The organism is Rothia sp. HMSC069C04 (assembly GCF_001812895.1).
Classification (GTDB): domain Bacteria; phylum Actinomycetota; class Actinomycetes; order Actinomycetales; family Micrococcaceae; genus Rothia.
On the sequence record NZ_KV810762.1, the window covers coordinates 326,024 to 340,215 of the forward strand.

Annotated in this window: 10 protein-coding genes and 1 CRISPR repeat array; of the genes, 1 reads left to right on the plus strand and 9 read right to left on the minus strand. The window is 56.4% G+C overall.

Going from position 1 to position 14,192, the window contains the following annotated elements; genetic code table 11:
* Positions 1 to 14: 14 nt before the first annotated feature.
* The 9 genes from HMPREF2879_RS08835 to casA form a co-directional block, all read right to left on the minus strand.
* A complete protein-coding gene (locus HMPREF2879_RS08835; protein WP_070635344.1) occupies positions 15 to 488 on the minus strand; it encodes a hypothetical protein in 474 nt (157 codons plus the stop codon).
* A 15-nt stretch (positions 489 to 503) separates the two neighbouring features.
* The gene (locus HMPREF2879_RS08840) at positions 504 to 977 is read right to left on the minus strand and encodes a hypothetical protein (RefSeq protein ID WP_070635346.1); all 474 of its coding nucleotides are present in this window, start codon (positions 975 to 977) and stop codon (positions 504 to 506) included.
* A 461-nt stretch (positions 978 to 1,438) separates the two neighbouring features.
* A CRISPR array of direct repeats spans positions 1,439 to 4,212; the repeat unit is 28 nt; unit sequence GGCTCATCCCCGCTCGCGCGGGGAACAC.
* A 94-nt stretch (positions 4,213 to 4,306) separates the two neighbouring features.
* Complete coding sequence (cas2e, locus tag HMPREF2879_RS09245; protein ID WP_080976864.1) at positions 4,307 to 4,645, minus strand: type I-E CRISPR-associated endoribonuclease Cas2e; 339 nt, start codon at positions 4,643 to 4,645, stop codon at positions 4,307 to 4,309.
* Entirely contained in the window at positions 4,642 to 5,583 is a 942-nt protein-coding gene (cas1e, locus tag HMPREF2879_RS08845) for a type I-E CRISPR-associated endonuclease Cas1e (RefSeq protein WP_070635348.1), read from the minus strand. The genes cas2e and cas1e overlap by 4 nt, the downstream gene beginning before the upstream one ends.
* A 111-nt stretch (positions 5,584 to 5,694) precedes the next feature.
* Positions 5,695 to 6,375, minus strand: coding sequence for a type I-E CRISPR-associated protein Cas6/Cse3/CasE (cas6e, locus tag HMPREF2879_RS08850; RefSeq protein WP_070635350.1), 681 nt, complete (start codon positions 6,373 to 6,375; stop codon positions 5,695 to 5,697).
* Complete coding sequence (cas5e, locus tag HMPREF2879_RS08855; protein WP_070635352.1) at positions 6,372 to 7,124, minus strand: type I-E CRISPR-associated protein Cas5/CasD; 753 nt, start codon at positions 7,122 to 7,124, stop codon at positions 6,372 to 6,374. The genes cas6e and cas5e overlap by 4 nt, the downstream gene beginning before the upstream one ends.
* Positions 7,124 to 8,245 carry a type I-E CRISPR-associated protein Cas7/Cse4/CasC gene (cas7e, locus tag HMPREF2879_RS08860; RefSeq protein WP_070635354.1) on the minus strand — a complete coding sequence of 374 codons (1,122 nt, stop codon included), beginning with the start codon at positions 8,243 to 8,245 and terminating at the stop codon, positions 7,124 to 7,126. Before cas7e ends, cas5e begins: the two co-directional genes overlap by 1 nt.
* Positions 8,246 to 8,273: 28 nt before the next feature.
* Positions 8,274 to 8,888, minus strand: a complete 615-nt coding sequence (gene casB / locus HMPREF2879_RS08865) for a type I-E CRISPR-associated protein Cse2/CasB (protein WP_070635356.1) — start codon at positions 8,886 to 8,888, stop codon at positions 8,274 to 8,276.
* The gene (gene casA / locus HMPREF2879_RS08870) at positions 8,881 to 10,566 is read right to left on the minus strand and encodes a type I-E CRISPR-associated protein Cse1/CasA (protein ID WP_070635358.1); all 1,686 of its coding nucleotides are present in this window, start codon (positions 10,564 to 10,566) and stop codon (positions 8,881 to 8,883) included. The genes casB and casA overlap by 8 nt, the downstream gene beginning before the upstream one ends.
* A gap of 375 nt (positions 10,567 to 10,941) precedes the next feature.
* Here casA and HMPREF2879_RS08875 point away from each other — a divergent pair, with 375 nt between their 5' ends.
* Complete coding sequence (locus HMPREF2879_RS08875) at positions 10,942 to 14,091, plus strand: CRISPR-associated helicase/endonuclease Cas3 (protein ID WP_070635360.1); 3,150 nt, start codon at positions 10,942 to 10,944, stop codon at positions 14,089 to 14,091.
* Positions 14,092 to 14,192: the final 101 nt, after the last annotated feature.

A 14,192-nucleotide genomic window follows, 5' to 3' on the forward strand; every position in this document is an offset into this window, starting at 1 on the left:
TTCTTCTTTCTCCGCTAATCTGCACATTCAGGCGCGTTTGGGCCGCTCAGCGCGGCGCATTCGCTATTCTTCGAGCCCTTTGCCATCTGGTTGAGCTCACCGCGTGATTTGAGCACCCATCGACCATCTTCGTTAATCATTCCCAGCACTACCGGGGAAGAGTCATTCTCACCTTCAGCAATCACGACCGCCCAGGCGTCCTTGCCCCAACGTACAGTTCGCTGGTGGTGGTACATGCTTGGGTCTTTCCATGCCGGGGTGCTATTGTCCTGACTGTTGCAATCAGAACTGTGGTACTTATAGTTTTCCGATTCCAGCTCGCAACGAACCTTTGCGGTGCCGCCAATCCATGACATCGCAGCATCACCCGCCGCTTGCTGACCATTATCAGACGCGCTCTGAACCTGTGACTGCGGGGCAGTTCCTTGTCCGCATCCAGCCAAACCCAACATCAGCGCACCTGCGAGCAGTACAGCATTCTTCTTCATGATTTCTTTCTCCTATTAGTCCGCGCATTCCGGGGCGTTCGGACCGCTCAGGGCTGCGCACTCTGAGTTCTTCGAGCCCTTGGCAATCTGGTTCAGTTCGCCGCGGGACTTGAGGACCCAGCGGCCGCCCTCGTTCACCATGCCTAGAACAGAAGGTGTGCTGTCGTTGTCCCCCTTAGGGATCACGACAGCCCAGGCATCCTTGCCCCACCGCACGGTGTGCTTCACACGATAATTTTCAGAACCACTCCAAGCCGGGGTGCTGTTGTCCTGAGTTGAGCAATCACTTGCGTGGTACTTGTAGTTCTCTGATTCCAGCTCGCAACGAACCTTTGCGGTGCCCTGCATCCAGTTCAGAGCGGCATCAGCCGCCGCCTGCTGACCACCATCAGACGCACTCTGCGACTGCGAACCAGCACCCTGCTGGCCACAACCGGCCAAACCCAACACCAACACGCCAGCAACCAGCGCTACGTTCTTCTTCATCATGACTCCATCTCCTCTTTCTTCTTCGTCGCGTTCGGGTCGGTCGACAACAACGCCTGAACCCTCTGCGACGGGAACACAAACTGAACTTCGGACACCCGGTCTCTCCAGCCCCTGACCAGTGCGCGGCCCTTAGCGACCTTGCGAATGTCCGTCTCATCAGGAGCCAACGCCAGAATCCGCGCTCTGTAGCTACTTCACCAAACCCGGAAGAACATGGATCCGTATGCAGGACTGCATGTCGTAGATAAACGAGGTGAGCTTATCCTTATCTGTTTCACAAGATATGTGCCTTGCGACATAGCAAGGTGTATACCATTCTACTGACCAAGAAGAAGCATGGCACCAGCATCTGAACATCTTTCAATGTTTGAAACACCCTGATTTTGAGAGGATTAGGCGATACATGCTCCCCACTCATGCAGGGGACACTTCACGCCTTCGATGTTCCAGCGATCACCCTTCGGTTCATCCCCGCTCGCGCGGGGAACACACTTCGCCCTCAGCGGCAGCTTCCGCTTCCTTCGGCTCATCCCCGCTCGCGCGGGGAACACTCGCGTTCATAGTAATCATGCCGTTCTTGGTACGGCTCATCCCCGCTCGCGCGGGGAACACGTCCTTGCAGAGACCCACGGAGAAGGAGGCTACGGCTCATCCCCGCTCGCGCGGGGAACACGCTATCGGTCTTGGCTCGCACTCGGCTCTCGACGGCTCATCCCCGCTCGCGCGGGGAGCACTTTTCCTGGATCACCAAGAACCGCCATCGTGTCGGCTCATCCCCGCTCGTGCGGGGAGCATAACCACCGCTACACCGCCGCCGGCGCAGGCTTTGGCTCATCCCCGCTCGCGCGGGGAACACCTCAAAAAGGAATTGCATTAATGTGCCGCGGGCGGCTCATCCCCGCTCGCGCGGGGAACACTCAGTTCTCGAAGCTCGTTCACGCCGCCGAACTGGCTCATCCCCGCTCGCGCGGGGAACACGTGCTGTGTCTTGCGGATGAACCGGGCGGCGGCGGCTCATCCCCGCTCGCGCGGGGAACACAAAGCTACTAGGAAAAAGAATCAAAAGAACAGCGGCTCATCCCCGCTCGCGCGGGGAACACATGATTCGAAGGGCTTTTTTTCCGGCGGACGGCGGCTCATCCCCGCTCGCGCGGGGAACACTGACGGCACGCCGAAATACTTCACCGCCGAAACGGCTCATCCCCGCTCGCGCGGGGAACACCTATCGAGCAGCTGGAAGAAGCCGTAGAAATTCGGCTCATCCCCGCTCGCGCGGGGAACACACCCAATTCTAGAAGCCGGGCGCGTACCTCGTCAGCTCATCCCCGCTCGCGCGGGGAACACTTCGTCATCAAAGACGATTACAAGGCGGGCGCTGGCTCATCCCCGCTCGCGCGGGGAACACCACTCGATTTGCGTAACGGCGATTTTAACGCGCGGCTCATCCCCGCTCGCGCGGGGAACACAAGAAGGGTTAGAACATGTCTTCGTACACCGTAGGCTCATCCCCGCTCGCGCGGGGAACACGTCCGTCGATGAGTGAGCTTTTCTTTGCGCTCCGGCTCATCCCCGCTCGCGCGGGGAACACGTCGCGTCGTGCTTAATCGAGATAAAACCGCTCGGCTCATCCCCGCTCGCGCGGGGAACACCAGGCTTCCTTTCCTCGCTCATCAATGAGCAGCGGCTCATCCCCGCTCGCGCGGGGAACACCGTTTATCGACCCGCTTACCATGTTCCACATTCGGCTCATCCCCGCTCGCGCGGGGAACACACCTCTACTCTCGCATCCCCATAGCCCGCGCTCGGCTCATCCCCGCTCGCGCGGGGAACACTATCACGCTTGATGTTGCCCAAAATGTAACACCGGCTCATCCCCGCTCGCGCGGGGAACACATATTACCGATAGACCCGCCGGGCGGCGGCATCGGCTCATCCCCGCTCGCGCGGGGAACACTTAGTCTCGAAAGCCGGGGCGGTTGCGCCGGGCGGCTCATCCCCGCTCGCGCGGGGAACACTGGCGCATGTTTATGTGGAAGCAACGCCCCGGCGGCTCATCCCCGCTCGCGCGGGGAACACAATTCTTCCAGCAGACCGGGCAGCTTGTAACCCGGCTCATCCCCGCTCGCGCGGGGAACACAAGAGCTTCTACATCCACGGCCACAAGGATTACGGCTCATCCCCGCTCGCGCGGGGAACACGGGAGCCTGATTTGTCTCTGGATTTTCAGGTACGGCTCATCCCCGCTCGCGCGGGGAACACTCACCTGTAGAGCGGTGCCTGTGAATGACTGAAGGCTCATCCCCGCTCGCGCGGGGAACACGCCATGATGCATCACCAATCGATAATATTTGACGGCTCATCCCCGCTCGCGCGGGGAACACTGCAAGTAACCGTAATCGTGAAACTGCTTGATCGGCTCATCCCCGCTCGCGCGGGGAACACGACTAGGATACGGTCGGGAGTAGCGGCAAAGTCGGCTCATCCCCGCTCGCGCGGGGAACACGCAGAAGGATACCCGCCGTGAAAATTAACACTCGGCTCATCCCCGCTCGCGCGGGGAACACAGGCCGCCGCCGTAGTGAACAATGCCCCGGCGCGGCTCATCCCCGCTCGCGCGGGGAACACGGTGAAGTCGAGGCATTTTAGCGCTTCCTTTCGGGCTCATCCCCGCTCGCGCGGGGAACACTAAGCAGATGGGTGGTTGGGGATATTCCCCCTCGGCTCATCCCCGCTCGCGCGGGGAACACGGCTTTCCTCGGGTTTGAGGTAGCGCCTCTGTCGGCTCATCCCCGCTCGCGCGGGGAACACACCCAGAGCCCTACCGAAATTCTCATTGACACCGGCTCATCCCCGCTCGCGCGGGGAACACTGAACGTCAATAGACGGGGAAACACGCGGCTTCGGCTCATCCCCGCTCGCGCGGGGAACACCCGTCCACCTTCGCGCGCGGGTGCTCCAACGGCGGCTCATCCCCGCTCGCGCGGGGAACACTCGAATAAGTCAAATATTATTGAGTGGTGATTAGGCTCATCCCCGCTCGCGCGGGGAACACGGCTGGTTCGCTGGGTGAACAGGTTGCCGCGGCGGCTCATCCCCGCTCGCGCGGGGAACACACACCGGGGCTAGAGCGGCGGTTGTACCAGCTCGGCTCATCCCCGCTCGCGCGGGGAACACGCCGGGGTTCTCGCGCTCGAAACGCTGCCGCGCGGCTCATCCCCGCTCGCGCGGGGAACACACTTGCTGACATGGGGTTTTACCCCCTACATCAGCAAAATAGAATCACTTTGGAGCCAGAGCCTGACTCCAGAATACACGATAAACAGTAACTCCTAACCACGACGAGCACGGCTATACTTACTCGCCTTACTCCACCCTGACTTAGGTACCGTTTTACGAACCACCGGACGATAAATCAGCTTCACACCCTCAAAATCGACAGGCTCCCAATCCGCATTATTCACCCGAAACTCAAGCCGCTGCTCATTATCCGCCGGAAACACCATAGTCGCACGACCAGTACCACCTGACTCCAACACACGTGCCCACAACTTCTCACGAATCCTGGCGCTCACACGCCCCACAAACACGCCAGGATTAATCTCCAAAAGCCACTTCGTCAAATCACCACGAAGACTCACCGGACAAGCTGACAACACAATCACAATCATGACTCGTCTCCAGAGAAATTCGCACGTGCCGTAGTACCTCCCGTGTACTCATCCCACAAAAGCATCTCAGTACTATCAAGCATCTCCTCAGGAACCTCCTCAGACAGCAGAAGCCGCTGAATATCCCGCACAACCCGCTCCATCACCTTCTCAGAACGAATACGGTCACGCACCGCCCTACGCGTCACAGACCCAATATCCATCCCCTCCGTATAGCCAGCAACCACCTCAAACGCAGCAGGAATCGTAACCTCCGCCTTATACAAATCAGCAACGTCATACACAAAAGAAGAAGCATGTCCCGTATGCACGAACCCCAGCCCAGGTGCACAGCCCAAAGACACAATCGCCGCATGAACAATCCCATACAACGCAGCATGAGCAGCCGACAACGCCTGATTAATCGGTGACCCATCACCAAAATTATTCGGATCATACTCACGGCGCTCCCACGGAACACCAGTCCGCTCAGACCACTGCCTATACACAGAACGCACCCTAGCACCCTCCCTACCACGCAGCTGCTGCATCGTCAGCTCGCTCGTGTCCTCACCAGGAAAACGCCACTGATACATCATGCGCGCCACAGCCAAACGGCTCCGCGTATTCGACACCAACTTCGCCTGAGCAATCAACAGACGCGAAGAACGAGCCACAGACTTACCGCTCGCATAATAACGAACACCCTGCTCGCCAACCCACACCACCGTAGTACCGCACTCCCCCAACAAAGCCATCGCCTGATGAGTAATACGAGTACCCGGCCCCAACAGCAAAGCGCTCAAACTCGCAGCAGGGCAATGAACCACGCCCTCTTCCTTCACAAACGTCACCGCACTATCCGCACGGGAAATCGTCGCATGCTCCACATACACAAAACTCAAACGGTCAGAACTACGAAACAGCTCAGACGAGCTCGGAGGAATAGCCCCCTGCATAATCTTCTCCTATGAACATCAGCGTGCCAGCATCGGCACAAAGTATGAGTGAATAAAGAAAGGGCGGGGCACCATCACACAGAACAGTCCCCCGCCCTTCACCCGCATTACCTAGCGGGACAGAGGCGCCAACGTCAGAAGGCCCATACCGTACGCCTTGCCCCTGCCCATACCGGAAAGCAGAGACTTACGGAATAGCTCAACATCAGTGATGCGAAGAACGCCGTCGAACTGAGCCTTACGATGAGTCACCTTACCGACCTTGCCCTCAGCGTTACGGCGGGCAAACGCAAGGTCCTGACGAGAAGAAACCATCGGGCACTCCTCAACATCCTGACCCTCAACCGTGGGAATTACTTCAAATCCCCATTGCGGAGCACGCTCACGAATCCACGCCTGCTGTTGCTCAGCCGTCACGTGCGGGAACGTGTCGCGCTTACCCGTCTGCTTATTCGTGTGACGCTTCACAGGGTTTGCGGCAAGACGGAAAGCCCACTCCTGACCGTTCTCCAACTTCGCCAGCAAACGACCATAATGAGCGCTCTCACCAGGGCGAGTCTGCCAGCCAGCCTGCTCCACAAGAGCCGAAAAATCAGGCTTCTCAGGGCTCAACATGTACAGAACCGGAGCATGTTTAGACTCATCCAAACGCCACAGGACGCGGCTCTCAGAATAATCCGTATCCGGCGGCAAAGTCGCCATCACGGCTGCATGCATCGCCTGCGGGCTACGCAACAACTTCCACGCACCACGACGCTGCGGATTAATCATGAAACGAGAAAAATACGTCATGCTTCCATCACCGCCTTCATGTAATCAGGCTCAGAATCCTGGGTAGAAGAACTCTTCGCAGAAGCCCCTTCCTCCATGTTCTGTGCAAGCTGATTTTCCTTGACATTTACGAGGACAGGCTCAACCGACACAACCTCACGCGTAGCATACTGACGATGCTCCGAGCTGAAACTCACCGGAATATCCTGAACCAAATCACCGCGCTCACCAGGCAACGCATCACGCAGGATGCGCAACGCTACCGGGCTCGGAAAATCCTTACGACGATACTCAGGAACCTGCCACTCCAACGAACGCAGAGCCTCCTCAGCAGACTCCTCACGGATACCCAAAACAAGGTCGTAACCAGCCGGGCATGCGCGCCGCCCAAGATACAGAGGATATACGGGCTTCTTCAGTGCAGACTCGACAGTCTCCAACTGTTCACGTTCACCTTCCAGAGCCACCACAAAAACAGCATCCGAAAGGTACATACGAGTCGAAAGAGAAGCCGCACCATTCGGGTTCTTAGCCCAATTCTTAGCGGTCTGATAGTCACGAATCAGGGTACCCGAGGCATCCGTACGCACCGCAAACTTCAACGAAACCAAATCGTCAACCGGCTCGTTACGCGAGCGCCCCAAGGCTGCAGCGACCATTCCAATCACGCCAGATTTGCTCGGCTCATGTCCGGCATCACGGCGACGAAAACGGCTCTGAGTGCCCCATGACTGCAACGGCCCGCTCATCTTCAAGAGCAGGGTGGGCATTAGGACTCCTGAGAGGTGAGAGCAGTCAGCTGAGATTCCAGAGACTCCAACAGACCCTTCAAAGAAACAGACTCGCCAAGACCAGCCAGTTCTTCCTTGAGGTCGCCCAAAGCCAGAACATACGAAGCGACCGGCTCATAACCGTACGCTTCTTCAATGTTCTTAGCCTCAGATGCGAGCGCACGAGCTGCAGCCACGCGGCGTCCCTCAACCTCGGTAATAGCCTTCTCGAAGGCGTTCACGTAAGAGATGGGGCGGTCGTTGCGAACGGTTACGATAACCGCGTCAGGCAGGGTGCGTGCAGCGAAAGAATTCTGCTTACCAGTAGGCATAGAGTTGATGAAGGAACGGACAAACGCCAGGGTTGCTTCAACGCTTGCAGAAGTATCACCCAGGTTAGCGTTCAGTGCATCCAGGTTGATGTTGGCGTAGCGGTAGAAGGTGCTTGCCGCCATCTCAATGGTGCCAATCATGCCCGCACCGGTAGAGTCATCGGAAGAACGAACAACGTCATCCACTGCGGTGTAGTAGTCAAAATCGGGTTCGGAACCGTGAACGCTCAGGGCGTGTGCTACCTGGCAAGCCGCATCAACGTTGAAGTCGGCAGCTTCTGCCAGCATGCGACCGAAGAGGGCGATGTCAACGCTGTGGTTGGTGTCGAGGATTTCCTTAACATCCTTCGCAACGAGCTTCTCACCATTAGCATCAATAATTGCCTGTGCCAGCTTGTCAATCTGCTGGTTGCTCAGCAAAATCAGGTAACCAGAAACAGCACGGCCTGCTTCTTCGTCTTCCTTCTTCTTCGGCTTCTCCAGCTTAATCTTTGCCGCCTTGAAAGCCTCGACGACAGCCGCCTCAGCCTTCTCATCATCAAATTCGGGTGCAAGCTCCAAGATACGCGCCACTACCTTGTCAGCAACCAGGCGGGTACGTACGCCCAGCTTCGAGCGGTCGAGGTGCGACTCAAAATCGCGGCGAATAACGGACTTCCAAGCCTGGCTGGACACGCGCTGGCGCTGAACGCCGCCAAAGAAAGCGGACTTGGGGCTGCCGGTGTCGTCACGGTTAATGTTCGACGGAGGCAGGGTCTGCAGGGCGTGGATGTCGACGAAAGTAGTCATGATTTTTTCCTTCTTTCAGGAGTGATAGTTACTTAGTGGTTTTGTTCGCAGCAGCGCGAACAGGGATGAGCCCGTAGGAGAAGTCACGGTTCCAGCGATACAGAACCTTCTGACGCGTCGTGGGGTTCAGAAGGTACATATAGTCAGTCGCGAATCGACCGTAGTCAAAGGCAATACCTTCGGAACGGAGCAGAGTAATCAGGCCACGCAGGTAATGCTGGCGAGCGTTCTCCGTCTGAGCGGTCAGCAGAGAATCAAAACGCTTCTTCATCGAAGAAGTAGTCTGACTGACCAAACGACCGACTGCCTGACCGAAAGAAATACCCGCAACATGCATGGGCTGGTTCTGCGCCTGCTGGTGCAGCGCAAAAAGAGTCAAAGCAGTGTATGCGGCATTCTCCGCGTTACTCGGCTGGTCGCCCTTGCCTCGGTACTCTTCAGGGATACCTTCAGTACCGTCTTCCTTCTCCAAGACGAATCCCCAAAGCTCAGGATGAGCCAAGGGCGGTTCGCCCGTTCCCCGGCGAAGCTTCGCCAGCTGTGCAGTAGCAGACGAAACACCGCTACTCTTCTGGTGGTAAAGGCGCATCACCTTTGCAGCAATAAACTGCTGCAGGTCATTCTGCGCAGTACGGTCACTCATTAGTGTCCTCCTGAGGTGAGTGAGAGGTAGAGGCTTGATAAGCCAAAGGGATGATCTTACGCAGACGCGCATGGAGCTGCCGTTCTGCGTGAGCAACACTGTAAAGAACTTCGTTCCCCGAAAGATCCTTACCAAAGAAACCAAGCATAGCCTTGGGCCCTGCACTATCAATAAGGATGTTCGCTTCATGCTGGATAGCGGTACGCACCAGACGCTGCCATTCTTCCTTCCTAGCGGAGATGTCCTCTGTTGCCCCCTGATTTGCCAGCCAGAGGCGGAAAGACTCCTCCATACGGTTAAGTACGGCTTCGGTAGCATCTGCACGGAATTCATATTCCCGACCTGCGGCACGCAACAAATTACCCGCAAACTGCCCAAGAGCAATTGCCGCATCCATGGTTGCCTGAATATTTTCACGCACCATCTGGGAGGCACTCATACCTTCATCAGTCAGCAGAGAAAGCTCAAGGGTCATCGAGTCAGAAATAATGTTCTCAATCACGGCACTCTGGTTGCCGTATTCAACGCCTACCAGCTGAACCTGTACCTCCGCGTCGGTCGGGAAGTACCTTCCCGAACCCAACTGACGAATCACAGGAGCAGGCTTATTCTGCTTCTCAGATTCGGGGGTGAGACGAGTCAGCAGAGCATCAGCACCACGCCACAGGGTGCGTTCAGCCGAATGAGCCTGAGGCATCCACACCTGTTCAGTCTTCGACGACTGATTCTTGCTGTAGCGATAACCCGTCAGCGGGTCAGTATAGGTATTGCGGTCAAACCATTTATCACCATTAGCAACAAGGACCGAAGTTACGCGCTCGCCGTCATGATGCAGACGGATACGGCGTGACTGCCAGGTCAAAATCTCGCACATGCCACTCGCGGGCACCGGCTCATCCTTGTACTGAGCCGCAGGACCACCAGTGTACGCACGCGGTGCTGCAGTGTCAGGCTCAGCGCGCTCCCATACCGGGAGGTCAAGCGCAAACGACTCATCATCAGTCAGTTGCTCGTAGTCGAGGCTGTACAGCAGGGTTTCCATGATGTTGGCGCCGTGAACAATCACCTTACCGGTGGTGCCGTACCAGCCAACGCCCAGAGGGTAGCCCTTACCGCCCTTAACACGGGGGTCACCCACTGCGCCAGATTTAATACCGGAATAGTCCCAGGCTTGAATCGTCAGCAGGTATCGTGCTGCCTCGGCAAAACTCAGAGAGTCCAAGGTCTTTTCAGCACGAATCGAGAAGTACTCGCTCTCCGAGTCCAAAAGCAAGCGGCTAACAGGTTTCGTGTCTCCCTTAGCCGTGCGCAAATCATGCACCTGCATAAAGGGGCGGTCACCGCCTACCAGCCAGAAACGGTCCTTGAAAATTTCAAGGTATCCCAGAACAGCCGCCAGATTGTCAGCATCAGACTCTCGCATCTGGCGAATCCAGGGAGCCGCACCACCAAAGGTCTTAACGCCTTCGCTAAGAAAGGTGGCACGCGCAAAGATAATGAGCACAACACCCAAGATTGCAACATCGGTTAGTGGATTATCCGTTTGAATTCGGTCAATCTCATACACCCGTTTGAAGAAATCATGGAGTGACAGCTCAGCAACCTCGCCCGTTTTCAGTCGAACCGGGATCCATGCTTCATCAACAAGATTGAAGCGGGGTTCTTCCAAGCTAGCCATTCTCACTCCTTTCATCATCGAAATCAGCTCACTGTCGAGTGACGAATGAGCAGTCATAAAAATGGTTTCTAGTCCACAATGGGAGTGGACCGTTAATTTAGCCTTGTCAGGGGGCTCTTAGTGGGCCCCCAGTGGCTTGATAATTCCACTATAGGAGTACTAAGAAGGTTAAGTCAAGCAAATCTACCAATTTATTAATACCTTTGATATTTCTAAGGTGTAGAGTAAAACTTGAAGCAACGGAAGCAGAATCCCCGCTAGCGCGGGGACCACATCAACCAATTTTATAAATACTGGCTCATCCCCGTCTGCTTCGGGGAACATACGCCTCGCACCGCAGCGAGGTACGCACTAGTCTACCGTCTAAGGAGAATCATGGCACCCGCCCCTGAGCATCTTTCAACACCTGAAACGGCATCATTCTGGGCAAAAACAGGAGACAAGGACTCCCCTACCCGCGGCCTCTCCCTCGTTCAGCACATGCTCGATGCCGGTTCTGTTGCCGCCCGACTCTGGGATACATGGCTCGCCCCCGGTCTGCAGAAGCGATTCAGCGAGCACCTCCACCTTTCTATGGAAGATACGCGCGCGCTCGTATGCTGGCTCGCCGCCACCCACGATATGGGTAAAGCAACCCCTGAGTTCTCTGGGCAGCTCGATGCACGGCGCGACGAAAACCTCGCTATATACCGTCAGCGTATCGAGCAGCAGGACTTTGAGTTCCCTGAAGACCTTGTGACCCCCACTAGCGGTATGCGCTGCCCCCACAGTAAATACAGTCAGAGCATTCTCAATCACTTGCTCACCAACAATGTAGAGGGCCTGCCGAGTGAAGTCACTGAAACTCTCGCAAGTATTTCCGGCGCACACCACGGCACACCCGCAGACTACATGCCTAATTCAGCAGATCTAAGCAACGTAGTTTTGGAGCGCCTCTCCCCCAAATGGCATGCCACCTGGCAGGAACTCTACAACATCACTCTGGAACGTTTTGGCGCATCCTCAGCATTGCAGCAGTTAGCACACCACGGACAGACTATCCCCGTCTCCGTGCAGTTCTGCATTACCGGTTTCGTCATCATGTCAGACTGGATTGCCTCAAACCCTGATTTCTTCCCCATGGGAACCTTCGGCTCAGCCGAACAGGAACAGCGAGCGCGCGTCGGCTGGCAGGCGCTCGGGCTTGAACAGCGCTGGACCGCCAAGCTAGATACTGATCCCCAAACCCCAGCTGCTGACCTCTACGCATCCCGTTTTGGGTGGAACAACCCGACCCTACGCCCCATGCAGGAAGTCGTAGTCGAAGCGGCACGCTCCATGCAAAGCGGCGGCATGATGTGCATCGAAGCACCAATGGGTCAGGGTAAAACTGAAGCCGGTCTCATCGCTGCAGAGTTCCTTGCGCAGGCGACCGGTCGCACCGGAGTAGCCTTCGCGGCACCAACCCAGGCGACTTCTAATGCTCTCTTTGACCGTGTTATCGAATGGGTGAAATACCAGACAAACAATGTGGCGCAAGAACATGGTGGACCTATTGAGCCGCACACCATGTTCCTGGGGCACTCCAAGAACCGCTTCAACAAGTCCTACGAAGCGCTCTCTAAGGCAGATATTTTCGACGAATCCTCTACCCCCGGGCGAGAAAACAACCGAAAAACACTACGTCCCGGAACGTCTCTCGCACGACACAGCTGGCTCAGCGGCACCAAGAAGGGGCTCCTCTCCAGCTTCGTTGTGTGCACCATCGACCAGGTGCTCATGACCGCTCTGCAAGCACGGCATGTGATGCTCCGACACCTCGGTCTTGCTTCCAAGGTCATCATCATTGATGAGGTGCACGCCTACGACGCATACATGAGCAAGTACCTTTCCGCTGCGCTCTACTGGCTGGGGCAGATGAATGCGCCGGTCATTCTCATGTCGGCAACCCTACCGTCAGCTACTCGCAATGATCTGATGAAGAGCTATGCCAAGGGTCTAAAGGTTGGAACAGAACCGAACAAGGTAACTGATTCTGTTTCTGCACCGCAGAATAATGACATTCTGGCTCGAATGATGGCGAATCTTGCAAAGGGCCAAGCGCCTTCAGCACCTGCGGTGACTGAAAATTCTCCTCTTGATTTGGATTACCCCGTCATCCACACGCTCACCGCCGAAGACAACGGAACTCCCAAGAAATGGAAGGTTGAACAGCCAGTAGACCAAACCGAGATTGAGTTGAAGCTCATTGACGACAGCCCCGAAAGCGTCCTGAACGTACTCGAACCTCTCGCCAATGACCACGGATGCGCCGCAGTCATCTGCAATACCGTTGGACGAGCCCAGGAAATGCACGCATTTCTGAGTGAACAGTTCGGTGAAGAGCACGTAATCCTCACGCACTCTCGCTTTACCGCCACACACCGCGCCGAACAAGAAGAAATTCTTGTCTCCAAGCTCGGCAAAAAGGCACACTACAGCAAAGCTGACGGGGAGGATTCCTCGCGCCCGCACCGCCTCATTGTGGTGGGTACGCAGGTCATCGAACAGTCGCTTGACCTGGACTTTGACGTAATGGTTACCGACTTCGCGCCGGTTGACCTGGTGCTTCAGCGCATGGGACGTCTACACCGTCACGATAGCCGCAGCAGCTCAGAACGCACCCCCGCATACCGTAAGCCGGTGTGCTACGTACGAGGAGTTGAAACGTTCGGTTCACACAATGAGGCACCCGACTTCCCGCGTGGGTCCAAGGCAGTCTATGAGCCGATGATTCTGTTCAGCAGCTACGCGCAGCTACTCCCCCACTTCGACGGTGAACCTATTCGAATTCCTGCGGACATCAGTCCACTGGTGCAGAAGACCTACCAGGATAATGCGTCTGCTGAGATTCCGGAAGCCTGGGCAGAAGTCTACGAGAGCGCCAAACAGGAGTGCGATAAGGGTAAGGAACTAGCCAAGGTCCGAGCTAAAGGCTATCTGCTCTGTGCACCTCATGGTGAACAGTACACCATGGCGGACTGCATGAATCGCCTTCTTAAGCCTGACGATTTGCGCTTCTCTGACGACCAAATCGGCGAGGCAAAGGTTCGCGACACCGACGCATCCTTGGAAGTTATCGCAATCGTTGTGGAACGGAACCATCCGGGTAACCCCAAGAGCGCGATTGTAAACTACCGTCTCTTGCCTTCCATCAACAGCTCCGACGAAGCTGATTCTCTCCGCTTTGACGCTTCAGCCGATGATCCACTGACTTACTGGCAGAGCATGCAACTTGCAGCTTCATCGATTCGACTCCCCTACCAATACTCAGATGCACCCAACCACCGCATCAAGGGCAGAAAACTCCGATTCGACGCCGCACTCGACCAGCTGGAAAAGGAACGCATCGAAAACTGGCAGAAGTCATTCATGCTGGAGGGGCAGCTCATCTTGCCCTTCGAAGAGGTCGAAGCAGGCGTGTACTCGTACGAACTCTGCGATTACGAACTGGTGTACACCACCAAGCTAGGCCTGCAGAGCTTCAAGCTTGATAACGAAGACTAGCCAAGACGCACAAAGCCCCCCGCCGGATCCTCTCGTGGAGCATCCGGCGGGGGTCTTCACTATATAAACTTTTCGGCGCAGTTCACGCATTCACGCTGCGC

Bases quoted from the DNA above. Each gene is read 5' to 3' on its own strand.
- cas6e (WP_070635350.1), bottom strand. From the start codon at position 6,375: ATGACGTATTTTTCTCGTTTCATGATTAATCCGCAGCGTCGTGGTGCG.
- HMPREF2879_RS08875 (WP_070635360.1), top strand. From the start codon at position 10,942: ATGGCACCCGCCCCTGAGCATCTTTCAACACCTGAAACGGCATCATTC.
- HMPREF2879_RS08835 (WP_070635344.1), bottom strand. From the start codon at position 488: ATGAAGAAGAATGCTGTACTGCTCGCAGGTGCGCTGATGTTGGGTTTG.
- cas7e (WP_070635354.1), bottom strand. From the start codon at position 8,245: ATGACTACTTTCGTCGACATCCACGCCCTGCAGACCCTGCCTCCGTCG.
- casB (WP_070635356.1), bottom strand. From the start codon at position 8,888: ATGAGTGACCGTACTGCGCAGAATGACCTGCAGCAGTTTATTGCTGCA.
- cas1e (WP_070635348.1), bottom strand. From the start codon at position 5,583: ATGCAGGGGGCTATTCCTCCGAGCTCGTCTGAGCTGTTTCGTAGTTCT.
- cas2e (WP_080976864.1), bottom strand. From the start codon at position 4,645: ATGATTGTGATTGTGTTGTCAGCTTGTCCGGTGAGTCTTCGTGGTGAT.
- casA (WP_070635358.1), bottom strand. From the start codon at position 10,566: ATGGCTAGCTTGGAAGAACCCCGCTTCAATCTTGTTGATGAAGCATGG.
- cas5e (WP_070635352.1), bottom strand. From the start codon at position 7,124: ATGCCCACCCTGCTCTTGAAGATGAGCGGGCCGTTGCAGTCATGGGGC.
- HMPREF2879_RS08840 (WP_070635346.1), bottom strand. From the start codon at position 977: ATGATGAAGAAGAACGTAGCGCTGGTTGCTGGCGTGTTGGTGTTGGGT.